The organism is Vibrio sp. FE10 (assembly GCF_030297155.1).
In the GTDB taxonomy this organism is placed as follows: Bacteria; Pseudomonadota; Gammaproteobacteria; order Enterobacterales; family Vibrionaceae; genus Vibrio; species Vibrio apostichopi.
Genome location: NZ_AP028067.1, coordinates 2,172,971 through 2,199,234 on the forward strand (window position 1 = coordinate 2,172,971; position 26,264 = coordinate 2,199,234).

The 26,264-nt window shown below is 43.8% G+C and carries 20 protein-coding genes; 9 read left to right on the forward strand and 11 right to left on the reverse strand.

Annotation, left to right across the window (positions count from 1 at the left end):
• Positions 1-79 precede the first annotated feature (79 nt).
• On the reverse strand, positions 80-397 hold the full coding sequence (locus QUF19_RS09840) for a Dabb family protein (RefSeq protein ID WP_286292266.1): 318 nt from the start codon (positions 395-397) through the stop codon (positions 80-82).
• A gap of 215 nt (positions 398-612) precedes the next feature.
• Positions 613-852 carry a VPA0252 family protein gene (locus QUF19_RS09845; protein WP_286292269.1) on the reverse strand — a complete coding sequence of 80 codons (240 nt, stop codon included), beginning with the start codon at positions 850-852 and terminating at the stop codon, positions 613-615.
• Between the two features lie 302 nt (positions 853-1,154).
• Here QUF19_RS09845 and QUF19_RS09850 point away from each other — a divergent pair, with 302 nt between their 5' ends.
• Complete coding sequence (locus QUF19_RS09850) at positions 1,155-2,033, forward strand: LysR family transcriptional regulator (RefSeq protein ID WP_286292272.1); 879 nt, start codon at positions 1,155-1,157, stop codon at positions 2,031-2,033.
• A gap of 104 nt (positions 2,034-2,137) precedes the next feature.
• On the opposite strand, the gene tnaA is transcribed toward QUF19_RS09850, so the two are convergent.
• The 3 genes from tnaA to QUF19_RS09865 form a co-directional block, all read right to left on the reverse strand.
• Positions 2,138-3,610: a tryptophanase gene (gene tnaA / locus QUF19_RS09855; RefSeq protein WP_286292275.1), complete on the reverse strand. Its 1,473-nt coding sequence runs from the start codon at positions 3,608-3,610 to the stop codon at positions 2,138-2,140.
• A gap of 768 nt (positions 3,611-4,378) precedes the next feature.
• The gene (locus QUF19_RS09860; RefSeq protein ID WP_286292277.1) at positions 4,379-6,067 is read right to left on the reverse strand and encodes a GTPase family protein; all 1,689 of its coding nucleotides are present in this window, start codon (positions 6,065-6,067) and stop codon (positions 4,379-4,381) included.
• Positions 6,054-7,166 (reverse strand): YcjF family protein, encoded by a 1,113-nt coding sequence (locus tag QUF19_RS09865; RefSeq protein WP_286292279.1) that lies wholly within the window; start codon positions 7,164-7,166, stop codon positions 6,054-6,056. The genes QUF19_RS09860 and QUF19_RS09865 overlap by 14 nt, the downstream gene beginning before the upstream one ends.
• Before the next feature lie 298 nt (positions 7,167-7,464).
• Here QUF19_RS09865 and QUF19_RS09870 point away from each other — a divergent pair, with 298 nt between their 5' ends.
• Complete coding sequence (locus QUF19_RS09870; protein ID WP_286292282.1) at positions 7,465-7,977, forward strand: peptide-methionine (S)-S-oxide reductase; 513 nt, start codon at positions 7,465-7,467, stop codon at positions 7,975-7,977.
• 131 nt (positions 7,978-8,108) lie between these two features.
• Here QUF19_RS09870 and QUF19_RS09875 read toward each other — a convergent pair whose 3' ends face one another.
• Together QUF19_RS09875 and QUF19_RS09880 are read right to left on the reverse strand one after the other, a co-directional pair.
• A complete protein-coding gene (locus tag QUF19_RS09875) occupies positions 8,109-9,725 on the reverse strand; it encodes a polysaccharide lyase 6 family protein (RefSeq protein ID WP_286292285.1) in 1,617 nt (538 codons plus the stop codon).
• 85 nt (positions 9,726-9,810) lie between these two features.
• Positions 9,811-11,583, reverse strand: coding sequence for a sodium:solute symporter family transporter (locus QUF19_RS09880; protein WP_102438880.1), 1,773 nt, complete (start codon positions 11,581-11,583; stop codon positions 9,811-9,813).
• Positions 11,584-12,147: 564 nt separating this feature from the next.
• Between QUF19_RS09880 and QUF19_RS09885 the strand changes: the two genes are divergently transcribed.
• The 4 genes from QUF19_RS09885 to QUF19_RS09900 all read left to right on the forward strand — a co-directional run bounded on the left by QUF19_RS09885 (position 12,148) and on the right by QUF19_RS09900 (position 17,390).
• The gene (locus QUF19_RS09885; protein WP_286292297.1) at positions 12,148-12,759 is read left to right on the forward strand and encodes a toxin-antitoxin system YwqK family antitoxin; all 612 of its coding nucleotides are present in this window, start codon (positions 12,148-12,150) and stop codon (positions 12,757-12,759) included.
• A 360-nt stretch (positions 12,760-13,119) separates the two neighbouring features.
• Positions 13,120-14,673 (forward strand): methyl-accepting chemotaxis protein, encoded by a 1,554-nt coding sequence (locus QUF19_RS09890; protein WP_286292299.1) that lies wholly within the window; start codon positions 13,120-13,122, stop codon positions 14,671-14,673.
• A gap of 707 nt (positions 14,674-15,380) precedes the next feature.
• A complete protein-coding gene (locus tag QUF19_RS09895) occupies positions 15,381-16,640 on the forward strand; it encodes an alginate lyase family protein (protein WP_286292301.1) in 1,260 nt (419 codons plus the stop codon).
• Positions 16,641-16,715: 75 nt separating this feature from the next.
• Positions 16,716-17,390 (forward strand): oligogalacturonate-specific porin KdgM family protein, encoded by a 675-nt coding sequence (locus tag QUF19_RS09900; RefSeq protein ID WP_286292303.1) that lies wholly within the window; start codon positions 16,716-16,718, stop codon positions 17,388-17,390.
• A gap of 138 nt (positions 17,391-17,528) precedes the next feature.
• Here QUF19_RS09900 and QUF19_RS09905 read toward each other — a convergent pair whose 3' ends face one another.
• The 3 genes from QUF19_RS09905 to QUF19_RS09915 all read right to left on the reverse strand — a co-directional run bounded on the left by QUF19_RS09905 (position 17,529) and on the right by QUF19_RS09915 (position 21,098).
• Positions 17,529-18,245 (reverse strand): 3'-5' exonuclease, encoded by a 717-nt coding sequence (locus tag QUF19_RS09905; protein ID WP_286292306.1) that lies wholly within the window; start codon positions 18,243-18,245, stop codon positions 17,529-17,531.
• Positions 18,245-20,107, reverse strand: coding sequence for a DUF294 nucleotidyltransferase-like domain-containing protein (locus QUF19_RS09910; RefSeq protein WP_102438870.1), 1,863 nt, complete (start codon positions 20,105-20,107; stop codon positions 18,245-18,247). The genes QUF19_RS09905 and QUF19_RS09910 overlap by 1 nt, the downstream gene beginning before the upstream one ends.
• Before the next feature lie 271 nt (positions 20,108-20,378).
• Complete coding sequence (locus tag QUF19_RS09915; RefSeq protein WP_286292310.1) at positions 20,379-21,098, reverse strand: FadR/GntR family transcriptional regulator; 720 nt, start codon at positions 21,096-21,098, stop codon at positions 20,379-20,381.
• 342 nt (positions 21,099-21,440) lie between these two features.
• Between QUF19_RS09915 and QUF19_RS09920 the strand changes: the two genes are divergently transcribed.
• The 3 genes from QUF19_RS09920 to QUF19_RS09930 all read left to right on the forward strand — a co-directional run bounded on the left by QUF19_RS09920 (position 21,441) and on the right by QUF19_RS09930 (position 24,608).
• Positions 21,441-22,217: an SDR family NAD(P)-dependent oxidoreductase gene (locus QUF19_RS09920; protein ID WP_286292313.1), complete on the forward strand. Its 777-nt coding sequence runs from the start codon at positions 21,441-21,443 to the stop codon at positions 22,215-22,217.
• A gap of 151 nt (positions 22,218-22,368) precedes the next feature.
• Entirely contained in the window at positions 22,369-23,091 is a 723-nt protein-coding gene (locus tag QUF19_RS09925) for a FadR/GntR family transcriptional regulator (protein ID WP_065104089.1), read from the forward strand.
• Between the two features lie 149 nt (positions 23,092-23,240).
• The gene (locus QUF19_RS09930) at positions 23,241-24,608 is read left to right on the forward strand and encodes an MATE family efflux transporter (RefSeq protein WP_286292337.1); all 1,368 of its coding nucleotides are present in this window, start codon (positions 23,241-23,243) and stop codon (positions 24,606-24,608) included.
• Positions 24,609-24,987: 379 nt separating this feature from the next.
• Here QUF19_RS09930 and QUF19_RS09935 read toward each other — a convergent pair whose 3' ends face one another.
• A complete protein-coding gene (locus tag QUF19_RS09935) occupies positions 24,988-26,025 on the reverse strand; it encodes a polysaccharide lyase family 7 protein (RefSeq protein ID WP_286292340.1) in 1,038 nt (345 codons plus the stop codon).
• Positions 26,026-26,264 lie beyond the last annotated feature (239 nt).

A 26,264-nucleotide genomic window follows, 5' to 3' on the forward strand; every position in this document is an offset into this window, starting at 1 on the left:
GGTTAGGGCTTAGTCACACAAGCCCTAACTCTTCATTATCAAAGGTGAGAAAAACATAAGAGACGTACTGAGAAGCTGATTACAGGGAGTAATCAAACACGATAATGTCATCTAACAAAGGACGAAACACATCTTTCAGCGCATCATGCTCTGGGTGTGGAAGGTAGTTCTGGCGACCTGCTTCATCAGCGAACGTCATTAGTACCGAATAGGTATAACCTTGGTTCTTATTTTCAGGGCTGTCATTTAGCCCCCACTCGACTGAAGTCACGCCTTCAACCTTGCTTGGCATCGCTTCAAACAGTCCTTTCAGCTTCTCTATTTCAGAAGCTTCAGCCTCTTCTTTAAACTTAATCAGCAAAATATGACGAATCATTCCCGTTTCTTTTCGATTCATTCCTAGTCCTTTTCGAGTCTTCGTTTGCTTATGTGTCTTTCTGAGCCCACACCGAGTCGCGAGTTAACGTTAATAGAAACACAAAATGCCACACGTTACACACCATGCCAAGGCTAGATGGCTGAATTTTATAAAAGATTTTCAAACCCAAAACGAAAAATGCTGCACCCGAGGGCACAGCATTTTTCATGACAATGGTAAGCACTGTTCAAGCGTTAGTCACGACGACCTGTTAATTGAATAGCTTGGTCTTGTGGCGTATTCGTTTCGAATTTCAAACCGCCAGTTGACGCTTCATTTCTTCCTTCAAGAGTAAGATCAGACTCAACACGCTCTACGTTTACTTGATTGCCTTCGCTCGTTGTCATATCAATGGTGCCTGTATAGGTTCCATCAGCAGCAAAAGCAGTATTCATTGAAATAGCCATCAAGCCTAGTGCGATTAACTTGTTCATACATCACCCCTCGTTATTTTTAATATTATGTTCGTTTGTTACTGTGTTTCTTTGTTGAGGTGACTTTAACAACCAGATACGGGTGATTCGAGGAAAAGCAAGATTTACAAAATGGAAACTTGCCCGAGAAATCAACGAAATAGTTCACATCTTGACGTTGTGCTGTCTTAAAACTTAGATCTCATGACTATGATATTAGAGTCAGATGCTTTTACGTTTCTTTGCTGTCGCGCTTTTATGCTTTAACGCTTCATTCTCAACAAAGAATCGCATCGCTATCACCTAACCAATTCGGAGTGCTTGTGGACATCAATCTCGATATTCAGAATATCTTGGTCATCAAACGTATGTATGAGCTTCGCAATGTTGGTTTGGTTGCAGAGTCGCTAGGGAAAACCTCTGGGGCGATCAGCAAGAACCTGTCGAAGTTGAAGTTACAACTCGACGACCCACTGTTCATTCAAACCAAACACGGCTTTGAACCAACGACTTTTGTTGAAAACAATATCGACAATTTTGAACAGATACTGAGCAGTGTCGAAGCAATAAAACATCAAGTGTTCTTACCTGAATCTTATCAGGGCGATATCAAGATCTACGCCAATACCCTGTTTTGGGAACGCTACGGATCTAAGCTCTACTTCGCACTCAGCCAAGAAGCGCCACATGCTCACTATTCATTTGTGAGATGGGGAACCAATGTTAAGAATAGGCTCATCGACGGTGAAGATGCTGTCGCGGTTCACTACTTTGATGAAGGCTTGCCGCAATCCATTTCACAGAAGGAAATCGGCAAAGGCAAAGCGGTGTTTTTCGTTCGAAATGACCACGAAGCACAAACCTTTGAGTCATTGGTTAACTACCCAATCATTCTATTCAAGACCCCTGGGTGGAATGACAATAAATACCCAATTATCGACAGGCTCAGAAGCGTCGGTTTCAACGTCACGCCAAAAGTCGAAGTCGACCACCCTGCGATGATCCACGATGTTGTGTTGAAGTCTGATTATTTTGGGATCACCTTAGATGGCAGTGTTCCAGAGGGATGTCGGAGTATTAATTTACCAGAGAAGCTGACTATCGGTGTCAGCTATGTGATGAGCTGTCGTCGTTCACAAAAAGACGCACCTGTGAATCAATGGCTTTTGAAGATCCTCAAGTCAGTATTGCAAAACAAATAGCCCGCTTCTAATAGATCTGCTCAACAAAAAAGAAAGGCTCCCGCAAGAGCCTTTGTAATACGCAAGAGCCTTTGTAATAGTGACTATTCGCTTATGTTTTTATTTTAAAATGCTTCTTCGAGCGTTTGTTCATTCTTTTTTCCTGCTTGTTTCTCGCTCATTTCTACCTCTTTCAAGCGCGCAGTAAAGTGTCTTAACACTGGCGGTTCATAGGTAAAACCGAGCCCCTTCACTTTGCTTGCGTTCTCTTTCACTTTCTCGAACGCTTCAATAATGAAATCCATGTGTGTTTGTGTGTAAGTCGCGCGTGGAATGGTCAGGCGTAATAGCTCTGCAGGACATGGATGCTGCTCGCCCGTTGCTGGGTCACGACCTTGCAGTAAAGAACCAATCTCAACCGCTCTGATACCTGCCACTTTGTACAGTTCACACGCCAAAGCATGCGCTGGGAATTGGCCTGCTGGAATATGAGGAAGCAGTTTACCCGCATCGACAAACGCAGCATGACCGCCTGCTTGCTGACATACGATACCCATCGCTTCTAAGCCATCAACGAGATATTGAACCTGACCGATGCGATACTCCAACCAATCTTGACGCATACCGTCGTATAGGCCAACTGCAAGGCGTTCCATTGCACCGCCCTCTAAGCCACCATAGGTTGGGAAGCCTTCTTGCACGACGCACAAGGTTCGACACTCTGTGTACACATCCATGAAGGAGTCGTCTTTAAAGCACAACAAACCGCCCATTTGTACCATCGCGTCTTTCTTGGCCGACATAGCCAAACCATCCGCGTATTTGTAAGACTCACGAGTGATTTGTTCGATAGTCCAATCTTGATAACCGGCTTCACGCTGCTGAATGAAGTAAGCATTTTCAGCGTAGCGAGCAGAGTCCATGATCACTGGAATATCGTACTTCTGTGCGATTTCATACACCGCTTTAAGGTTAGCGATAGAGACAGGTTGTCCACCAGCCGAGTTACAGGTGATGGTGCTCACGATGTAAGGAACGTTGGCAGCGCCCGCCTCTAAGATCGCCTCTTCCAATTTGACGATATCGAAGTTGCCTTTGAAGTCAGCATTCACTGAGGTATCGAACGCTTCTTTGGTATAAACGTTCTTCGCCACGCAGCAATTCACTTGAGTGTGGCCTTGCGTGGTATCGAAGAAGTAGTTCGACAAAGCGACCATTTTGCTGCGATCGAGTCCCTTTTCCATTTCACGCTTTTTAATCAGTACAGGGATGTAAATCTGCTCTGCACCACGCCCTTGGTGAGTAGGAATAGTCAGCTCATAGCCAAAGATATCTTTCACCGCATTTGACAGTGCATAGTAACTGCGACTGCCGCTGTAAGCTTCATCACCCATCAACATCGCTGCTTGCATACGCTGTGTGATTGAACCCGTACCGCTGTCTGTCAGCAAGTCGATAAACACGTCATCACTGTCGAGCAAAAATGGGTTCATACCAGCTTCGACAATGGCTTGTTCACGATAGGCGCGAGTTGTTCTTTTTACTGGCTCTACAACGCGAATACGAAACGGTTCTGGTAGATGTTTGAAGTTTTCCATAATAGTCCCTTTTAACAAATTCAGCCTTAAAGCGAAAAATCTGAATTCATTATTTTAGATGTCACGAGTCATCACCATTAATTTAGTTTCACGCACGATCACTCTCGTGATAATTACGATAAAAATTAATAGCTAGAAATAGATTATTTAATCAATACGGATTGATTAGGTTCCAATTAATAATGACTAGAAGATAAGAACTGCATGCACCAAAACACAAAAATCGAACGCATGAGTTACGACATTTCTTAAAGACAAAATTAACAGGATTGGGCAAAGCTCAAGGCTCTGCTGGCGCGTGACGCCTAGAGGGTACTACTCTGAAGAAAGGTGGAACGAGAGCTGATGATCTAAAGTATACCAAGCTAACAAGGTTAGCCATGTTGTTGATTGCCATTTCAGATACATGTTCACAATATATCCCTACGTTGAAATCAAGGTGATCCGAAATTTAAATATAGTGCAATTGTTTTATAAATACAGTTAAAGAAAGTATAAATGTGATCAATATTTAGAATGACAATTAAGTACGATAGCGTGTTATATAAACTGTGAAGACCATCATTTTATATACTATTAAACTAGTTCGTGGAATTAACCAATCGTTGAAAAAAAAGCTGTAGTGATACGGAGTTGCGGTAATAGAGGTTTAATTATAAGTAATGGTCGATAAAAACGAGCTCTGATAATCACTGAGTTCCGTTAACTTCAGCTTAATCAGAGCTTGGTTGCTATTGTTGTTGCCATAGCTGTTGCCATTAAATCGGGTTACTTCTTCTTAACCACTTGTTTAATCGCCATTTCAGCTAACTTCGGTGTCGCGGCTTTCAGTGCACTGGGTGCCACCTTCTTACCGGCTTTTACCGCTTTGTTCAGCTGTCCTTTAACCGACGTCCCTCTTTTCATTGCTTCAAAACGTTGGCGATTTCTCTGCACATTATTTGCGTCAGCGATACGCTCAAGCAACGTCTGCCTTAAAGCATCTAAACCAAACTGCGCCTTTTCAGGAGCAATCGCCAGTGGCAAAGCAATGTCCGGCTGTAACAGTGTTTGATTGTATTCGAGCGCCTGGGCAATGATCTTAGCCTTGGCCGATGTCGGGTTATCCAAATCATAAGGCGGCTGCCATTCATCAACAGGCTTTAGTCGATCGACCTGATTAACAACCGTGACAAGTATTGGCTTCTTGCGTGAGATGTTCTTCGGATCGTCATAGAAAGCGTCAAACTTATCCTTCAACTGTTTATCCAGTTCACGAGCCGATTGATTGGCTTTAAGCACCCAAAGCACCACATCGGCTTGAGTCATCTCTTTAAGCATCAAGGCTTCGGTTTTGGCATTGCCATCAAGCCCTTGCAGATCAACCACCCGAACGTCATTGTCATCGACAAACGCGTTGTAAACGGTTGAAGTATCGGTTGATGGCAGAACATCGACTTCGGCAACCAGCTCTTGCTTAAGGGCATTAATCAGAGAGGATTTACCCGAACTTGTTTGCCCCACCAGCACAATTCGCACGGGCTCTAATTCAGGAGCAAAACGTTTCTCGTCGACTTCAGACACATCAGATGCTGTTAACGCTTCGTCTTCAATGCTGAATCGCCCGCTATAAAGATCAATCGCTACCGCAGCCACTTCATCAAGTAAGGCTTGTTTAGCGGCATATTGCATGTCATCGACCACGCCTTTGGTCATGGTCGATGTGGCTTGCTCCCGACCTAAATCGGAAATCACCTTCAATGGATTCAAATACAGGTTTTTAAGGTGATTTCCCCAGATAGCCGCTTTGAAGATCTTTTGCCCTAGCTCACCGTATTTATCATAGGCTTCGTAGCCCGCTTTGATGTAGGAAACCTTAAGGTATTCAATACCCGGAATGTGTTCTTTCACCACCAACTTGTAACGGCGGCTAACCTCTTCAAATAACTTAAGCCCTTCAGGAATCGAAAAATCGAGAGCTTTCTTATCAAACTTTTTGGCGACAAACTCAAGTACCTCTAAACCAGTTTGGTCGAGGTTACCCCACTCTACCTCGTTACTTAATTGCTGACGTACGTAGTGTTTCGAGTCGTTCCAAATCAATAGCTCAGCTTGCGACCATTCATCAGACGCTTTGACCATCGCATCGTTTACTAACGCATCATTTACTAACACATCATTGATGTCAGCACTCTTTGTCGGTGATTCGGTTTCACCCTCGCTTGCTGAGTTTAAAGAAGTATCGCTATAAGTAGCTTTACGCGAAGAACGACTAGAAATGAATAAAGGAATGGTGAACACCAAGGTACTTACCGCAATGGCAATCGACATTTCCAATAAGTAGCCATATTTGACCGCCAAGAAAAGACCAAAGCCCATCATGATAATGCTTGGGAGGATGGCCGAAATCAGCGCAATACCCCAGCGGCCACTCGATAGAACCGCCAGTAATCGAAATAGGTTTCTAATTTTCTTCATAGCCCGACGCTGCCTTACCTTTTTTCAGGGATTCTTTGTAGATCTTTTGCATCTCTTGTTCAGAGACTTCTTCGCCTTTGTTCTTATGATAGAAGTAAAAACAAGCTGCTCGACCTAAACCATAGGAGGTTCCGAAACTCATGGCCGCAGCAGCAACTGCCCCCACCGTTTGACCATACACTGGAATCAGCTTTATCAGCTGTCGAGTGCCCAATTTCATTCCGTATTGCAGAGCAAAGCTGCTTCCCAAGGTACCTATCAATTCACTGAAGACTCTCTTATTCCATTCAACCCCATATTGGTTCGCCAAACTGTGGAGCATCTTCGCTTGAATTGCAGGCACAGACACCAAACCAACACCTGGAATCAAGTCACTGGCCGCTGCACTTCCTGCATACCAAAGCACTTCGTTTTCTACTTGATCAAAGTTGGCTTCTTCTTGAGTAGAATGCTCTTTGTCTACCACCATCATGCCAATCACAGGAAGGATGCTAGTCAGCTTCTCTAACAAAACGTCATAGTTGTAGATTGCGCCACTGTTGTTGCTAGATCCATCCGTTTCAAAATCCACTGCAACCGATTCAAATCCCTTTCCCCACACCTTTTCTATTTGATTGGTGTTGAATTGAATTTGCCTTGCGCGGTCTGCTTCATTGGAAGACAAAACCGCAGTATGAACAAGCAGTAAGTGCTTAATCTTCTTTTGCTTTTTAATCTGTTTCAGAGCAGCAAGCACGGCAGATTGTTCAGGCTCATCGGCTTTCATCACCACGACTAACGCATTACCCGCTTGACCGATCTCTTTAAGATCCTCTGTAGGATCATAATCGGCCTCACCCAAGCCTCGGGTATCGAGAAATCGCATTACAGGTTTGTCTTGAGGAAACGCATACGACATTGCCGTCATGGTGCATGGCGCAAAACCATTGCCCACTTCAACAGAGGAGTCCCCCGTGACCGCTTGAATAAACGATGACTTACCTGCGCCCGTTTTGCCCAACAGCCATATCGTCGGTAGATGCTGACGCTGATATTCATGAGCCTGCGTCAGATCGGGGTTCTTGCTCGGATTAATGAAATCTTTAATTTGATCAAACATGGTTAGACTAACGCTCACTTGATGTTGAGATTCGGGTTGGTGACAAGATGCGATGACTTATATAATCACATCATCGCATTTAACTTACGTTTATTCAGTGGCGCGTTTGTTCAGTGGCACTGCTTTACAATGCTTAAGCGCTTGTTTTTATGAGCCTGTTTATATACGGTTCTATCACGTATTTAAGCATGCTCCAAGCTATTGAATGCTTGAAGCCTCAACAGTTTAGGCTGCCTATCAGTAATCTACAGTTATCAATTAGAAGCTAGCAACAAACACAGAGAGCTCAAAGAGAAGTATGGAACAAATTTATTTAGCAGGCGGATGCTTGTGGGGCGTGCAAGAGTTCATCAAGTATGTGCCCGGCGTGATCAGCACAGAAGCAGGTCGTGCCAATGGTAGCGCCCAACCAACAGAAAACGACACAACACAAAGTGATGGCACCCAAAACGCTTACGATGGCTACGCAGAATGTGTCCAAATTGAGTTTGACCCGAGCATCACATCTGTCACGGTTCTGATGGAGCATCTGTTTGAGATCATCGACCCATACAGCGTAAACAAACAAGGGGTTGATGTAGGCGAAAAGTATCGCACCGGTGTTTACAGCACCGACGCTCAACACTTAGCAGAAGCCGAGCGCTACATTGCCTCTCGTGATGATGCAGACCGAATCGCTCTAGAGGTGTTGCCCTTGACCAAATACGTTGCCAGTGATGAGATCCACCAGCATCACCTAAGTCAGTTCCCTGAAGATCACCACTTATGCAATATCCCTTGGGATCTGCTGCATAAATACAGATCACGGTAGTCACGACGTAAGATCGATAAAGCCTCAACAGGCATTACCCGTTGAGGCTTTTTAAGTTTTAATGACCTAGACAGCTATCGTAAATTTATTTGATAGCTCAAACCATTAAGCGTTTAACGGTTATAAATAAGTTACTTAGTTGTATTTTCAAGCACGTAATCTGGACCTACCGTTTCAGCCGTCACAACCGCAAGTTTAGACACGTCTGCACCTTCGCCTTGATAAGCGTTGATGCCGTTCTCGACCGTCATTTTTGGCAGCTCAACCGAGTAGCTTCCGATCAGTTCTGAGTCCGTAACTTGACCCACGTAAGTTTCGTCTGTGTAGGTTGCACCCACTAATGGGAAGTCATGTGTTGCACGTACACTGACAAACTCAGGTGATTGCGAGTTATCAACCACGTTGTGTTTGAACGCCACATCCACACCAGCGTAAATACCTTCAACTTCTGCGTTGTTGAACAGGCTTACACGATGACTTTGGTTACCGTAAACAATGCCCCACTCAGTGTCGACTAGAGAGTTGTTTTCGATGGTGATGTTTTTCGGCGTCCACTGCTTGTTCAGCTCTTTGCCCTTCACCGATTGATCTAACTGCTCGCCATTCGCAACATCGATAATGCCGGTGTTAATAACGATACCGCCACGCAGGTCTGCGTTACCTTCAATCACACCATCGCGGCCACGAGTGTTCGCAATATAGTTATTACGAATCACATGGTTTTCATCGTAGATACGCATACCGCCGGTTAGGCGTTTCTCGTTACCCAGAATCATGTTGTTCTCAACCGTATTGCCTTTGCCGTGACGTAGTGAAATCAGTGCTGAACTTTGGAAGATGGTGTTGCCTGCAATCGTGTTGTCGCCCGACTTAATAGAGATAAGCTCGCGCTCGCCATCCATATCGATCATCAAGTTATTTACGAACTTAGAACTTGAATCCCACTGTGAAGATTTAGAATCGCCGATGCGAATCGCTTCCCAGCTGTTGCCGTTGTAACGAATCGCTTCTTTGATATCGAATTCATTAAACTGGTTCGGCTTTTGATCCATAAAGATGTTGTTAGCGATCAGGTGGTTGTCTGACGTGTCATCCTTTTGAACACCAATCAAAGTACCGCGCTTTTGCTTACCTTCGAAACGGTTGTTGATCACTTTGCCGTCTTTACCCCATAGAGAAACCCAAAGGTACTTTGGATACTCAGAGCGACGTTCATCTGGCTCGTACGTGTAATCGTGGTTGAAGTAGTAGAATGTTGAGTTCTTAAGCGTGTTGCCATTACCCATCATACGTATTGCGCCAAAACGTTCGTTTGGACCACCTTCCGTAAACACTAGGCCATCAAGCGTGATGTCATCACCTTTCAGTTCGAACTGGATCAAGCCAGTGATCCAAGCTGAACCGGCTTGCTCAGCTTTGATAGTGATGTCACTCGCCGTAATCGTCACTTGACCTAAATTCGCGTATTTGCCGTTAGGGATAACAACTTCATCGCCATCTTTTAGGTTTTCAAATTGTGCTTTAAGCGCGGCCACTTGCTCTTCTGATGCAACGTCTAATGTATTGCCATCAACCTCTGTTAAGCGGTCACTACTTAGTAAGTAACTACGGTCAATTTCGTTAATCGAAGGTACCGCTTGTTCAGCCGCGCTGATCACGGGTGCTGCTTTTTCTTGAGTCGTGCAGCCTGTCGCGAAAGCTAACGTAAACGCGCTAATAATGCTTACCGAAATTAATTTTTTCTTCATCTTACATCTCACATTAAAGTTTGGATTATAAAATTGACGGCCACCCATTCAGGTGACCGTGATGTTATTTTGAATGCGTATTAAATTAACCTTCAGCTGGCGTTACTTCGTCTTGTTGCTCAACCTTGTCATCGACCGCTTTCACAAGCAGCAAACCAACAGAGAAGACAATCAAGCCACAAAGAACAAACACCATGCGTCCCCACATTGGGTTAGGCAGTACGAACATTGTCATTACGCCCACACCCGCGACTGCGATAAGTGAACCCAACATACGACGTTGCTTGTTATCCAATTTCTTCTGTTCATTACTTTCAGCAACTAATGGTGTCGCTAGGTTGTTGAAGAACTTGTCTACGTCTTTCTCGCGGTGCTCCGGTAATGGCTTGTAGAACAGCGTTGAAAGAACAAAGAAGCCAGCAGTAAATATGATGTGACCGATAAGACCGATAGCTACTTTTAGGTCAGACCATTCGCGGCCTGTCAGTTCATTTAGACCGAACCAGTTTTGGATCATGTCTGCAGTGATAACGAAACCAACGAAGTAAGAAACCACACCACCGACAACTAGCGTGCCCCAGCCTGCCCAATCCGGTGTTTTACGGATGAAGAAGCCACAGAATGCTGGAATTGTCATTGGGAAGCCGATCAACGCGCCCACGTACATCATGGTGTCGAAAAGGCTCAGACCTTTAAGCGAGTTGATGAACAGCGCAACCAAGATGATAGCGATACCGAAGAAAGTAGACGTGAGTTTAGAAACGACCATTAGCTCTTTCTCTGTCGCTTTAGGGCGAAGAATCGGCTCGTAGAAGTTCTTAACGAAGATACCTGAGTTACGGTTTAGACCTGAATCCATTGAAGACATGGTTGCTGCGAACATAGCGGCAATCAGAAGACCAACCATACCTGCAGGCATGTACTCTTGAACGAAGTAAAGGTAAGCGAAGTCAGCAGCTTTGCTGCCAGCTTCAGGGTAAGCGGCTGCTAAATCAACACCTTGACCTGCCATGAACCAAGAAGGCATAAACCAGATGATTGGACCAAGCGTCATCAGGATACAAGCAAGTAAAGCGGCTTTACGTGCGTTGTTTGAATCTTTCGCTGCAAGGTAACGGTAAGAGTTCAGCATGTTATTGGTGATGCTGAACTGCTTTAAGAAGATGAACACAGCCCAGATGCTGAAGATGCTTAGGTAGTTAAGGTTGTCACCTGTAATGAATGAGTCCGTTGGGAAGTCATTGATGATCTGCGTAACGCCGCCACCGTGGTAAATAGCAACCACTGCACACGTCACGGTTACTGCCATGATGATAACCATCTGCATAAAGTCAGAGGCGATAACCGCCCAAGAGCCGCCCGTTACTGACATCACCAGTACAACCAGACCCGTTAGGATGATTGTTGTTGTCATATCAAAGCCGAAGATTCCCGACGCGATGATCGCAAGACCATTCAACCAGATACCTGCAGAGATAACGCTGTTTGGCATACCAGACCAAGTGAATACTTGCTCATTCACTTTACCAAAACGCATACGAATCGCTTCAATTACCGTAACAACACGCAGTTGGCGGAACTTCGGAGCGAAGTAAAGGTAGTTCATGAGGTAACCGAATGCGTTAGCGATGAAGATAATCGCTACTGCAAAGCCATCAGTGAAGGCTTTACCGGCTGCACCCGTAAATGTCCACGCACTGAACTGGGTCATAAATGCCGTTGCACCTACCATCCACCACAGCATGTTACCTCCCCCACGGAAGTAATCACTTGTCGTACTTGTAAACGTTCTGAACATCCACCCTATCGCAATTAAGAATAGGAAGTAGATGCCAACTATCAGGGTATTGAGTTCCATCTTTAGACCTTTTATTTATGTTTTTTTGTTAAGGTCACTATAGATAGATGGTAATCATATTTGTACTACAATAATTTAAATGCGTGACAGTGATCTTACAGTCCAGCACTCAAATAATCATACAAGTGATCGAGTTCAAATTTGCACCACTCACGAGCGTAATTCATCAACTTAGTGCAACCATCCGTACTGTAAGCGCACCAAAAACCTCGACAAACATGAACAACGTCACTAAAAATCCAGTTATCACCGCTAATTATCGAGTCTATATCGCTAAAAATCGAGTCTGCATCGCTAAAAATAGTTAATCGTGACGAATAGAGATCACTGATGAACAACCAAAACCTCGTTAGATATAGTTTATAAAAATGAATAAACACAACATATTTGTATTACAAATATTATGAAGTTTTAGTCTGAAATTGCGTTAAAAAGTTCCCTTCATTAGACCGCTAATAATGGAAACTTGAAAACCACTAATAGGTGCTGACAGTGGCTCATGGAAATGAAATGCTTTTAACACACCGGTTACACTTTCCCCCTGTCCAATAAAAAGGTGTCATTATGAAGAAATACATCCCTATATTGATTGCTCTTAGTACGATGTCTTCTATGAGTTATGCCGCTACACCGCGTGAAGATGCTGTCGACTATTTACAGATGCGTAAAGGCGTGGCTTACCAAGTAAACCACTCAAAACCCTTTACTGGTCAGTTTGAAGAGAAGTTCGATAACGGCCAAGTCGCGACCCAAGCTCAATTTGCTGACGGCCTAGAACTGGGTCAAGAAACCAACTGGTATCCGAACGGCCAAGTGGCCTCTAAAGTGAATTACGTTAAAGGTGAATTACAAGGCAAAGCAGAAACCTGGTATCCCAACGGCCAGAAGAAAGCCGAGCTCAACTATAAAGACAACGAACTATCGGGTGTTGCCTCTCGATGGTATCCAAATGGCGAACAAAGCCTAACCGCTGAATACAGCAACGGACAAAAAGATGGTCTGGTAACGGACTATTACCCTAACGGCAATAAGGCAAGCCAAGCGAAATTCAATGAAGGCGAAGTGGCGAATGGAAAACTAACGCGCTGGAACCTTAACGGAGACAAGGTTGAAGAACTGACCTTTAAAGACCACAAAATCACGTCTAAACAAGTTTGGATGCCGACAGAAAGCTAAATACAAACGGATGAGTGCTCGTGTGACAAAGCACAAGTACTCATCTTCTTTAATCTCAGGTAAGCACCGCGTTCTCCATTAACAAGATCTATCGATCTCATCTCCCTTCTTCCTCTTCCTCTTCCTCTTCCTCTTCCTTTACGCTCTAAATAATCACTAATAACAAAACAATCATCAATAGCCATTGAAAATAATAAATATTTAACTTGCGCATAACCTTTTCATAAAATAATGTAAGCAAACGTTTTCGTTGCGAGTGAGTTCTCAATTATCAAGCTCGTAAGCGACTTGTCACGCAAATAGAGAAACACAATTCTAAATACGTTGTTGAGTCATATTGTTTTGCTTTGGTGCCCACCTATGAAAATTAAAACCTCCCTTTTTAGCCTAGCTTGCTTATCCATCGTGTCTTTGTTGGTTGTTGTGTCATTCACTGAACTGGCCAACCTGAAATTGATCAAGCTTGAAAAAACGCTGATCAAAGTAAAGTCACTCGAAGTCTCTATGCTTCAGCTCAATCGAACGGAATTAGAGTTTCTAATAAGCCACGAGAAAGCGCTCAAGCCAGTATTCGCCAAAGAGTACTCACACTTTCAACAGTTGATGGGTAGCTTTTCCATCTTGCTCAAAGAGTCTGACATTGCCGTCCCTGAGCTGGAAAAACTGACACTTGAAGTAAAGCAATACGACAAAGACTTCTCTTTGATGGTGGACGCGATTGATCGAAATCCGGCAAAGGTCGCGGAACTGAAATCTGAAATGAAGATGCTGTTTGAAGACATCATCTCGATATTCATCAGCCTTGAAGGCCGCTTGGAACAACAGGTCGAATCAATTCAACAAACCATTACGACCTTTATTGTTGGTTCTATTATTACCATCGCTGCATTATTGATGGCACTATCTTTTGGCATTTCATCTCGTGTCGCGAAGAAAATAGCCTCGTTGAACTCAACCATGTTGCTGGTCGCACAACAACGTGACTTTACCGTAAAAGCGGAAGACAGCGGAACGGACGAGATAGCCGATATTGCAAAAGCGTTTAATACCGTACTCACCGATATTCGTCAGTTGGTCGGTCAAGTTCAGGGCTCTATTCAAGAGCTCGGTAACATCTCTAACCAGCTTCAACACGATGGCATGGAAGTTGAAAGTGCTTTAAACAAACAACAGCGACAAACCGAGAATATTGCGACCGCGATAAACCAGATGGGCAGCAATATTCAAAATGTGGCAACCAACAGTGAAAATGCCTCATCCAATGCACAAACCAGCTTCGCCACGGCGAACGATGGCCTTAACGACGTGGCATTCACCAGAGATACCATCAATACACTTTCGACTGACCTAGTGAGCGCGAGTGAAGAAGTGAATCGCCTCTCTGCTCACTCCGAGAAAATTAATACCGTATTAGAAGTGATTAAAGGCATTGCAGATCAAACCAACCTGCTTGCTCTGAATGCTGCGATAGAAGCGGCGCGCGCTGGCGAACAAGGTCGTGGCTTTGCGGTGGTTGCTGACGAAGTAAGAACCCTAGCGGGCAGAACTCAGCTTTCAACCGAAGAGATTTCGACGATTATTCAAGGCGTTCAAGACCAGACCCAAACGGTAGTAAATACCATTCAAAACTGTTGTGAGAAAGGCAACAGCAGTGTCGACTCTTGTGAAAATGCGCATTCAAGAATCACTTCAGTTATTGCCGATATGGAAACGATTCTAAACAACAGTTTGGAAGTGACGAATGCGATGAAAGAACAAAGCGCTGTCACCTCAGAGATCATTGAAAACGTGAGTACAATTAAACAGCTCACACTGGCGAATGTGACTGGAGCATCGAAAAACGCTGCTTCTGCAACGTCTGTGGTAAAACAAACGGATTCACTTGAACGTGCGGTCATCCATCTGAAAGCTTAATCGTCTGGATAGACGCTCAAAACAACCCTCAACTCAAATTTTAAGCAAAAAAAACGCTCATGTTGCCTGTATCAACATGAGCGTAAAGGCAGATCTTCACTACCATCTCCTACCTTTCTATACGAAAGCAGAAGTTATAATTAGAATAGTTGGGAGCAATAATCAAAATGCTCTTACAAGCACTTCAACGATTTCTTCTTTTCATCGATTTTGAGAGACGTTAACCGTCTTAACTAAATTCGATTCTATATAGCAGGCTATGTCACTGCCTTGCCTACTACATTTCAAACCTGCTCTGATTGAAGCTTTAATCACCTCAAGCAAATGCCTCGTCCTTTGAACTATCCGTTCATCTATCGACTTTACTTCACCACTTAACGCCTCTTTGTTGAATGTACATATATTCAACGAACGAAAGATAAGTGCTGCTACATAAAGTTAGTAAATAATAATGTATTACAAATAAAAATAACATCTAAAGATTCAATTTTTTGCTGTAGCGCACATTTATTGCCAAACAAGAAGTTTATAAACCGAGATACCGCAAAACAATATCAAATAAAAACAATGAGTTGCATTTTAACTTAACTTTGTAACCCTTTGTAAATAAGGGTTTTGTCACGACAACACGATCTAATTCACAGATCATCACGCCCCCAATCGTTACCATATTTGTATTATTTTAATTCAAAATAAAAGGCGTAAATATGAAAGCCCCCCGACTCCTACATCTGGCTGCCTGTATTGGTGCTATCACTTTCGGTTCACAAGCTATGGCCGCTGAATTCGTTTTCCTCGATGAAGCAACATTAGAAGCGAACCGCACTCTTCTTCAGTCAGATAAAGCTTCTGATTCAATGAAAGATGCTTACACCAAGCTGATTGAAGAAGCAGAACTAGCTATGAACGATGGTCCTTTCAGCGTTGCTGATAAAGGCATGGTTCCACCAAGCGGCAGCAAAAACGATTACATGAGTATCAGCCCTTACTGGTGGCCTGATGAATCAAAAGAAGATGGGCTTCCGTGGGTACGCCATGACGGAAAAACCAACCCAGCATCAAAAACTGACGAAACTGACTCAAAACGTATTGGCCACTTCACCCGTTCTGTTCGCGCATTAGCGATCGCCTACTACTTTAGCCAAGACGAAAAATACGCTCAGCAAGGTATCGAATATGTAAGAACTTGGTTCTTTAATGAAGATACGAAGATGAACCCGAACGTGAACTACGGACAAGGTGTACCTGGCGTTGCTGAAGGTCGCCGCGGTGGAATCATCGATACCAGAACACTGACTGATCGCATGCTAGATTCAATCGCCATTCTGTCTCAATCCCCAACGTGGACTGAGTCTGATGAAACGCAAATCACTCAGTGGTACAGCGAATATCTAGATTGGTTGATCATCGATGATCTGTCTGGTGGCCCTAAAGGCGAAGCTTACGCAGAAAACAACCACGGCACTTGGTACGACTATCAAGTAGCAGGCGTTTCTTACTTTATTGGTAACGACGCACTGGCAAAGCAGATGGTTCAAAAAGGCAAAATGCGTATCGACACACAATTCGAGAAAGACGGCTCTCAGCCTCACGAAATCGAACGTACACGTGCTTACCACTACCATTACTTCAGCCTAGATCCATTGGTCGGTATGGCTCAGATTGGTGACAAAGTCGGTATCGACCTTTGGAACTACACAAACAAAAAAGGTGGCTCTTTAGACACAGGTATTCAGCTAATGGCTGACTACAACGACCTATCCAAAGAGTGGCCATACACACAAAAAGATGAACGTCGTCGCGTTGAACGCATGACTCCGCTTTACCTGAAAGCCGGTGTTGCTATGGAAAACCCTGAGTGGGTGAAAGTGGCAACAGAGACTGACTTCAGCCAGTTCACGGTTAAGAAAAACCTAGCGGAAGTTTGGGCTCAACGAGACGTAGAACTGCTTTACCCACAACTTTAATCCCAATACGACAAGGGGCTCAATGTCAGCCCCTTAAACAACCATTTTTTATTTAGATACAGTGGAAAAAATAAAATGATAAAAAACAATAAGATTACTTTAGCGATCGTAGCAACTCTTTTTGCTGGCAGTGTTTCTGCCGCTTCACTTGACGCACGCCAAGAGTACAAACATGGTTCTGAAGACTGGGCAAGCCGTATCAAAATGAGCGGTTCTGTAGACAACCACTTCTTTGGCGCTGAAATGAAGCAAAAAGGTAAGCCTTTCTCTGAATGGGAAGCGGCGGATAACGAGTTTGAATACGGCTACAAATTCAAAATCAGCGATCACTGGTTAATCCAACCAAGTATGCCAGTAACATTTGGTTCTGATAGCGTAACCTACAAACCACAAGTACGTGTTCAATACTCTTTCGATTCAGGTGTGAAAGCGAAGCTTCGCTACCGTCACGAGTTCCGTGACTACACATCTGACTCTTCAAACGAGAATAAGAACCGCAGTAAAGTAACAGGTAACATCGATTACAACTGGAATGCTTGGCAGTTCGGCTTCGAAGCTAACTACGCAGAAGACTTCATTGATAATGAGTGGACTGGCGGCGGCGGTGCTGACAACGAGTGGGATTACAACGTTAAAGTTGGTTACAAAGAGGCTGACTGGAGCTGGCGTCCATACGTTGAGTTCGGTAACGTTCAAGACAGCCGTGACCGTCAACTACGTAGCCGTGTAGGTATTACTTACAGCTTCTAAGCTGCACGGTACATGAAGAATCTAAGATAATTACTGTCCTAATTTTCTAAGACCTAAACAAAAGCCAGCTTAATCGCTGGCTTTTTATGTTTTAAATCAGGTCATTCAACGATGATTCACTTACAAGAAGCTACTGCCCTAGTGACTGATCCGATATAAAAAGGAAAGCGTCACTTCATCGTTAGGCACTACTCGCTTCTGCTGAGCTAATAGCAGTTCAGCTGTTGAGACTGCATCCGCTAACGCATTGTGGCTGTTGTACTCGGGAAGCCCATACCTGTGTCGCGTGCCCGCTAGAGTTAAATCCACCTCTTCATGGTTGCTGATCGCTTTCTCCATGCTCTTTTCAATACAGAGTGTATCTAGCCAAAGTAAAGGTAGCTGCCTTAAGCCATAGCATCTTAGTAGATACTGGCTAATGAACTTCTCTTCGACCACACAAGCGTGCGCGACGATGATCTTGCCTTTCGCTGCTTCGAAGAAAGTGAGCATCGCATCATGAATTGAAGCCCCCTCTTCCAGCATTTGAGGTGTGATGTGGTTAATCACCGCCGTTTCAGCATTGATCTGCGAATCGTTATTGAGATAGATATGCTTGGCAGAAGCCAAATCGATTCGCCCCTTGACCACATCGACCCACCCCATGGACAAAATCAGATCTTGTTCGCTGTCTAAGCCTGTAGTCTCAAGATCCAACACGATGTAGTCGCTGTCTTTGGCCAAGTCCGTCATTTCAGGACAAGGCTGTTCTACCAGATCATGTAACGCTTCTGGCAGCTTAACCGTACCCAGATATTGCTTACGCTTACGTTTAATTCGCTCAAGCGGGTGAAAGTAGTTCAACAAGGCTTTCATTAACGCGCTCCGAAACGAATTTTCGCCGCTTCTTGAAGGTCGGCAATGATCCTAAAGGCGTCTTTCAAGTGCTTACGTTCAAAGCTACCAAAGCTGTCTGGGTTGATGTTGTTGTCTGGCACTTCACCGTTCTTCAGGGCTTCGAGCTGATGGCCGAAACGGAAAGACAGAATGAACTGATACGCACCAAGGATGTTCTTGAACGCGTCATCACTCAGCATGCCTTTTTCATTGGCTGCAGCAAAGCGTTCATCGGTTGCTGACAAATCACATTCCACCGCTAATCCGTAAATACGCGCAAGATCGATAATCAAGTTGATGGCGTACTTCTTCACATTGAGTGTTTTCTTATTCTCACCCGACTTCTCTAGAACCAAACTGTTGAAGATACCCAGTGGCGGGTTGGTGTTCACCGCATCTTTCACTAGTGTGCTTAAGAACTCACGGTTACCGCGAATATTGGAATGCAGCTCATCACGAAGAATGCCTTCGAACTCACTGTTGCCATAGATAGTACGAATCTCTAGGAACACACTGATGTTGAGTAAGCGTTCGTACTCAGGGTTTGCGACCCACTTTTTGTAGTAGTGCTTCCAAACACCGAGTGGCTGACACCATTTTGGTGTCGCCGCCATGAATTTACCCGGACACAATGGGTAATCACAGCTCGCCAATCCGTTAGTCACCATCATTGCTAGGTGCTTAAAGTAAATTCGGTCACTGTCGGTTGCATCGTCAGCCAGTACAATCGCGCTGTCTTGGTCCGACAACATATGAACTTCATTACGCGCGTGCGAGCCCGCAACAATCCAAGAAAAGTCGCAAGGTGGCGGGCCTAACTTATCAATCGCTATCTGAATCAATCGGCGCGTGTAGGCATCCATAATCATGGTCATTACCTTACCCACCGTTTCAGGTGCCACTTTGCCTTCCACCAGCGCTTCAAAAATGGCTTGTCGTTCTGAAGTAAATGAAGACATGGTTTTTACGCTGCCCGCGTATTTGATTTTCTCGATTAAGAAGATCGCTTGAACACGGTGATTTTGAACCAAGTGAGACGTCGTAAGCAGACCAACAACTTTGTTCTCTTTCACGACAGGCAAGTTACGGATGTTGAATTGCATCATGATAGACGCGGCATGCAACACAAGATCATCCGGCTTAACCGTCAGTGGAGAATGCGTCATCACCTCAGAGATCAGGTTATCGGTACTGACACCATGAGCGATCACTCGCTTAGTCATATCACGGTCGGTGATCAAGCCAACAATCGTTTCACCTTCGTAAATCACTGCACAGGGTGAGCGTTGATGCAGCATTTCAACCGCGACCGATTGAATAGTTTGCTCAGATTTAACGATGGCCACCTGCCCGCTTGCCACTTCTTCGACCTTACGAATGAACAAGCCTTTCTCTTTATTTGACCACACCACATCAAGTGCCGACTTCAAACGAACCTGAGCCTGTGATGCAAAGTGTTCTGCGCAGCTTGGAAATGCCTTGAACAACGCTTGAAGTGCCGAGTGTGGAATCACATAAAGTAAGGTGTTTTCGATTGCGATCGCTCTATAGCCTTTCTCGTCGTTAACTTCAGAGTCTAAGAACGTAAAGCCGAACAAATCTTCACTGCCTAAACGCGCACGAAGTACACCGTCTGACTTTCTTTGTTCCATAGAGCCGGTTCGAATGATGTAGAGCGACTTTTCTTTACCCGACTCACACAGATCAACCACATCCCCTTTGCCGAGATAAGTGATCTGAACATTAGAGGCAAGTTCACGAAGCGCTTCTTTAGGGATCTTATCGAAAGGGTCTATCTGACCGATAAATTGAAGAATATTTGGCAGCAGAGACTGGGGCATAATCACACTCGCAATAATTTAATTAGTATTATTATATAACTTAAAATACTGGTTACTAGTGATTTTAATAAAACGACAAATAATAGATTAAATATTGGACACTGGTCAGGTTTTCATCAAATTTGAATACAAAAAAAGCACGTATCAAACGTGCTTTCTTATCGTCCGGTTTGGTAACCGTGCGATGTTAACTTTAATTATCTTAACTTTTTGAGATTGACACCCTAAAGAGTGAACTCAAAACTCATCACTAAAATATTAGCGAAAACAATTAACTAGCAATTGGTAATCTATGATTTGTTTCTAATAGATGACTTGCTGATACTTGACGTGCTTTGTCACTATTTCCAGCCATAATCGCTTCGTAAATAGCGCGATGCTCATTAATGCATGTACTTCCCTCTTCCGAAGAGTGAGAAATAAAGTTAACAAACATGGTCGTTAAAATATTACCGAACGGTAGGTAGAAGTCGTTACCCGTTGCGTTAAAAATCAGGCTATGGAACTTCATATCAATATCTAGCCAACGCTCTTTATCAAGAGTCTCTTCGCTCGATATTTCCACCATTTTTTGGAAAATTTCTGATAATTCAATTCGTTGATCGGCAGTTGCAAATTTAGCGGCCAATGCGCAAGCTTCAGGCTCAATAGCACGACGCAAACCCAAAAACTGGTGACAGAATTGGTCTGTATCCGCCAGTCCATCCATCCATTCGATAAGTTGTGGGTCTAAGAAGTTCCAGTATGCGCGGTCGACAACACGTGTACCGATTTTAGGACGAGATTCTAATAGCCCTTTTGAAGTCAGAAGCTTTACCGCTTCTCTTAATGCAGTTCGACTAATACCAAACTGCTCACACAGAGCCATTTCACCAGGGATGATTGAACCTTGAGGCAAATTGCCCGACAAAATACCACGAGCGATTTCACGTGCAACTTGCACATGAAGGCTTCGCTTAGAGCCTGAAATAGAATTGAAAGAGCCAGCCATGTGTCTACTTACTTATTAGATATGTATTATTTAACCCGGACTATAGCACTGATTTATATCTGCACCAACTTAGTGTAAGAATAACGTGAGGTCACTACCGATATAGCCTAGAGCAATATTCAACCTACCTTATACGTATTGAGCGCACAAAACTAAACCTAGCTATTTATTCATACAAATAGTTCTTATTTACACATTTTTTGTATGCGTGAACTCACAAAACCACTCTTACTCTCACTATTTATGCCGTTAATGATCAGTTTTGAGATGAACATCCTTGAATATAGCAAGTGTTATTGTATGATTTATTAACGCAAATAATCTACAATATAGGCGACTCTGATGTTTAACGATTTAAAAGGCAAACGCATTCTAATTACTGGCTCTACTGCTGGTATGGGCTTAGCTACCGCACGTATTTTTGCAAAGTACGGCGCAAAGATTGGCATCAATAGTCGTGCTTTCAGCCCAAAAGTGGATGAGGTTCTAACAGAACTGACTGCACTTGGCGGCGATGTTGCGTTTTTTCCAGCAAACCTAATGGACACATTAGAGTGCGAAAGATTAGTTAAAGAGTTCACCGAACATTTTGGTGGCATGGATGTGTTGATCAATAACGCAGGTGGCTTAGGCGGGCGTGCAAATCTCGAAGACATCGATGATGAGTTTTATGAGCGAGTCATGAATCTAAACGTTCGCTCTGCATTGATGACAACCAAGTTCTCTATCCCCCACTTGCGCGCTTCTGCAGCTGAGTCGGGACAAACATCGTGTGTTATCAGCACGGGTTCTATTGCCGCTCGCGAAGGTGGTGGTGTGGGTGCTGGTATTTATGCCGCTTCAAAAGCGTGGTTACACGATATTCACCGTAACTGGGTGAAAGAGTTTGCGAAAGACAATATCCGTTTCAACATTGTTTCTCCTGGCACTATCGACACCGCATTTCACGATGGTAAAAGCGACGAGCTGAAATCGAACATTGCTAGCAACATCCCAATGGGACGCTTTGGCAGTATCGAAGAAGTCGCCCCTACTTTTGCTTTCTTTGCATCACACGCTTGTAGCGGTTACATCACAGGACAAATCCTAGATGTTAACGGCGGACAAATAGCGCCCTAGTCGGTAGCTAAGTTCGATACATAAAACCTGGTTAACAGGTACTAGTAGATGAGGGAAAACCTCACACTATATTAGACGTATACACTGACACCAAAACGCCAGATTCGTCTGGCTTTTTTTGTTTTTAAAGTTTCAATTTCAGGTGGTTTAAATGTCAATATTTACATTGGTGGAAGATTCAAGCCGCCGAATTCATGTTCAAGTAGCAAGACAAATTGCTCGCAAGATCTTGTCTGGCGAGTTAGAAGAAAATCAGAAGTTACCCAGCGAAATGGAGTTGTGCGAGATCTTTGGAGTCAGCAGAACTGCTCTTCGAGAATCCACTAAGCTGCTTTCAGCAAAAGGGTTGATTGAATCGAAGCCTAAAGTGGGCACTCGTATCAAGCCAAGAACGCAATGGCACTTTTTAGATCCCCAATTACTGTATTGGATTCAAGACTTAGAAGACACCAAGCCCTTCTTATCTCAATTCTTAGGGTTAAGAAAAGCGATTGACCCAGAAGCGTGTGCGCTTGCGGCATCCAACGCTACGGTAGAGCAACGCAAAGAGCTTTCGATTCTTTTCCAAAAGATGACCATCGCGGCAAACGGCTTTGATTATGAAGAGTGGACAACGAACGATCATCTGTTTCACCAAACGATTTTCCTATCGACGGGTAACCAATTTTACATTCCGTTCGCCAACATTCTCTCGACAATCTTCAAGCAGTTTATCGACCATTCAGCCGAAGGCGGTCGCTTCTGTCTAGAAGAGCATAAAGCAATATATGATGCGATTATGTCAGGCAATGCGAATCAAGCTCGAATCGCCTCTCAAGCTTTACTTGATGATGAAAACCAAAAGCTGTCTAGAGTTGAACTAGCCATCGCATAATTAAGATTTACCTGACTGACTCGTGTTTCCCAATACACGAGTCAGTCACGTTTTAGCGCCCATTTTTTTAACCATCCATACCGTAGTGTTTCACCTTTAAATGGCGAACTCGGGTCCTCTCAGAGAAAACTTACGGTTATACACATAAGGTGTTGTTTGTGTCTACACAATCGTATGTAAGGAAAAATTTCTCTCTCGCTTGGCCCCTAGCCCTAAACGGTATATTGATGCAGTCGATGTTGATGATCGATACGCTGTTGGTTTCTCCTCTTGGTGAAATACCTTTGGCTGCCATGGGCATTGCGACGACTATGGTTGCGTTTGTACTCGGGATACAAATGGCATTGGCGAATGGCACACAACTGGTATTAAGTCGTGCTGTGGGTTCTGGTATTGCAACCTCTTTGTCAAAAGCATTTTGGGCAGGCCTGTTCATCAACTTAGGTATCGCGACAATATTTTGGTTTGTCCTCACCTTTTTCGAACAGCCTCTCATCCAAGCCTTAACCGACGATAAAACTCTTCACCTTGAGATCAGCTACTACCTTGATATCTCAAAGTATCTCGTCATTTTCACAGCATTAACGCAAGTGATTATCGCCCTATTTAATGCATTAGGAAGAACCAAAATACCGTTTAAAGGGTATTTGATTGAATTGCCGATCAACGCTGTACTTTCTTATGGACTCATTCACGGCTTTTCGAATTTCGAAGGTATTGGTGTTCAAGGCGCCGCGCTAGGCAGTGTTATTGCTATCACCCTTCGCCTTGTGTATCTGGTTCTTTGCGTGTATTTGAGCTCAGCAATTTCACTCAAATTAGACGCCCAGCGATCTGAGTTCATGACAAACGTTCGTCGTCACTTTATCGAGATATTCCCTGTCGCAGCAAATGTAACCATGCTATTGATTGGCGCAACGATTTATCAGTTACTGTATTCGCAACTTAACATCAACGCATATGTTGCGATTACTTTGGTGATGCCTTGGATCAGGGCTGTCTCTCAATTTATTACTGCTTGGGCTCACTCTTCCGCGATTACTATCAGCCAAGCGATTGGCTCTAAAAAGATGGATGACCTAGTCAAAAACGTCGATACCAGTATTGATATTGCGGTAGTCATTTCTTTTGTGTGTGCAATCTTGTTCGCAGGATTAAGTCTCGTCATTGGTGACATTTACCCGAACTTGGATGAGTCTACCTATCAAGCATTGGCCGTTATCGCCCCACTCTACATCTTCTTACCGATTGTTCGTGGCTACAACACGGTTCATGGGAATGTATTAAGAGCACTAGGAAAAACGACCGCAGTCTTCAAAATCAACTTTACTGGTCAATGGGTAATTTCAATTCCATTGTGTGCATTGATCATCTTTGGATTAGACGGTTCTATCTTTTGGGCGTTTGCTATCCAACCATTCGAAGAGATAGTTAAAGCGTTCCCATTCCGACACTTGGCGCGTAAGTCTTTAAAGGAATTTGATGCCAACAAAGCGAATGAACTGATGTATGACTAGTCGCCGTATCTGATTCACTCCAGAGCTTTACCTGAGCTTCCTAAAACAACCTTGCCCTTTGGCGAGGTTGTTTCGTTTTAGGAGCCTGACTTTGGGGTCCAACTAAATGGTAAATCTTTAGTGGTAAGTAGTAGTGACTGGAGGTTTGGTTGATATGAGTTAACCACGTTTAAGCATTGGATAGGGTTCACCGTCAACACATCACTAGAAACGGTGTGGCTAACTCGACTGACAAAAAAGGCCACTTAACGTTGTGTTAAGTGGCCTTTGAACATGTTCTTTGAGGCTAGCGTGTTGCTCACCCTACTCTGTTATCTATCTATTTATTTAGCTCTAGCTGCTAATTGCTAACTGCTAACTGCTAACTGCTAACTGCTAACTATTTTCCATTCAGCTTAAGTGCTGAGAAAGTCACACTGTTGTAATCGCCATTCTTTTTATCAACAGCGAAGTCGCCAGTACCTGCACAACCAGGGCCCCAAATAGGGTGAGAGTCGTTTACGCTACATTGGCCGTACGCGCCCGCTTTGTAGTAAAAATCATCTTCCGCATAACCCGTTGGTGAATCAAGTTCATCGATGCCCTTACTCAGGTCGATTTCATAGTTAACGGTATCGTGACGAGCAGTTTCAAATGTTAGGTACATCATTGTACCCTTCACTTCCACTTTGTAGCTGAACTCTTCACCTAACGCTATCCCAGCTTCACCGGGCTCTGCTGGGTTTTCCCAAGTATTACCCCATACTGGGTAAGCAATATCTGCACGGTTAGGATCTTTCTTCTCTAGGTTACGTTCATAGTTCCAGAACACTGAGCCCATCTCTTGATCAGGAAACTTCTTATAGAAGATCTTTAGTGGTTCATTACCATGCCCATAACCTGTTTTAGCTTTGATCAAAGCATCGTGTTTCTTCGCGTGTATCTGACCAACAACCACCGAGTGAGCTGGGTATCTTTCTGGGTGCTTAGCGTTTATCGCAACGTGATTCACTTTTAGTGTCGCTTCTAGCGTTCCGCCAACCGCACTGTACTCACTAGCTTCAGGGTGGCTCGACAATGCCCACTGGTTTCCTTTATCAGCCGTATCAATCGAGAAATCGGCTCCGCGCGGCATCTGACGTAACTCAGAGCGTGCATTTTTCGAGTTCTTCGTCGTAATCGCTTGGTTTTGTACTTCAAAGACGAGATTACCGTCTTTATCAAGATGGAAGAAATCGCTGTGTGAGTAGCTCATCATTGCCACCCCTTCGATTTCATCAACACGTCCATCTTCATTAATATCTGAAGGGATCGTTATTTTCCAATTACGCATATCGAATTTATCGGCAGGTACGGGGTAGGAAACACCGTTATTTGCGAAAGTAACCATTGGCACAGTCGCTAATAACGCCACTGCTAATATGTTTTTCTTAAACATGACTCATCCTTTATTGTTAACAGATACTGAGTACACTCTCAGCACAGAAACTACTTTGAACACGAATTAGTACTAAATATTTTCTCTTCGACTTAAATAAACCAACCAATAAATAGAATTTACATTTCGCCATCTTTTAACTTTTACCAAACATTTGACGGTGGTTTATATCTATATCCCTCAACATGCTCCGCTATGTTTAAACCACAATAACTAGAACATCGATATGAAATCGTGGG

Coding starts and splice junctions, on each gene's coding strand:
- QUF19_RS09845 (WP_286292269.1), bottom strand. CDS start 852: ATGAACAAGTTAATCGCACTAGGCTTGATGGCTATTTCAATGAATACT.
- QUF19_RS09885 (WP_286292297.1), top strand. CDS start 12,148: ATGAAGAAATACATCCCTATATTGATTGCTCTTAGTACGATGTCTTCT.
- QUF19_RS09915 (WP_286292310.1), bottom strand. CDS start 21,098: ATGGCTGGCTCTTTCAATTCTATTTCAGGCTCTAAGCGAAGCCTTCAT.
- QUF19_RS09905 (WP_286292306.1), bottom strand. CDS start 18,245: ATGAAAGCCTTGTTGAACTACTTTCACCCGCTTGAGCGAATTAAACGT.
- QUF19_RS09865 (WP_286292279.1), bottom strand. CDS start 7,166: ATGTTTGATCAAATTAAAGATTTCATTAATCCGAGCAAGAACCCCGAT.
- QUF19_RS09925 (WP_065104089.1), top strand. CDS start 22,369: ATGTCAATATTTACATTGGTGGAAGATTCAAGCCGCCGAATTCATGTT.
- QUF19_RS09840 (WP_286292266.1), bottom strand. CDS start 397: ATGAATCGAAAAGAAACGGGAATGATTCGTCATATTTTGCTGATTAAG.
- QUF19_RS09895 (WP_286292301.1), top strand. CDS start 15,381: ATGAAAGCCCCCCGACTCCTACATCTGGCTGCCTGTATTGGTGCTATC.
- QUF19_RS09935 (WP_286292340.1), bottom strand. CDS start 26,025: ATGTTTAAGAAAAACATATTAGCAGTGGCGTTATTAGCGACTGTGCCA.
- QUF19_RS09920 (WP_286292313.1), top strand. CDS start 21,441: ATGTTTAACGATTTAAAAGGCAAACGCATTCTAATTACTGGCTCTACT.
- QUF19_RS09875 (WP_286292285.1), bottom strand. CDS start 9,725: ATGAAGAAAAAATTAATTTCGGTAAGCATTATTAGCGCGTTTACGTTA.
- QUF19_RS09890 (WP_286292299.1), top strand. CDS start 13,120: ATGAAAATTAAAACCTCCCTTTTTAGCCTAGCTTGCTTATCCATCGTG.
- QUF19_RS09910 (WP_102438870.1), bottom strand. CDS start 20,107: ATGCCCCAGTCTCTGCTGCCAAATATTCTTCAATTTATCGGTCAGATA.
- QUF19_RS09870 (WP_286292282.1), top strand. CDS start 7,465: ATGGAACAAATTTATTTAGCAGGCGGATGCTTGTGGGGCGTGCAAGAG.
- QUF19_RS09900 (WP_286292303.1), top strand. CDS start 16,716: ATGATAAAAAACAATAAGATTACTTTAGCGATCGTAGCAACTCTTTTT.
- QUF19_RS09880 (WP_102438880.1), bottom strand. CDS start 11,583: ATGGAACTCAATACCCTGATAGTTGGCATCTACTTCCTATTCTTAATT.
- tnaA (WP_286292275.1), bottom strand. CDS start 3,610: ATGGAAAACTTCAAACATCTACCAGAACCGTTTCGTATTCGCGTTGTA.
- QUF19_RS09860 (WP_286292277.1), bottom strand. CDS start 6,067: ATGAAGAAAATTAGAAACCTATTTCGATTACTGGCGGTTCTATCGAGT.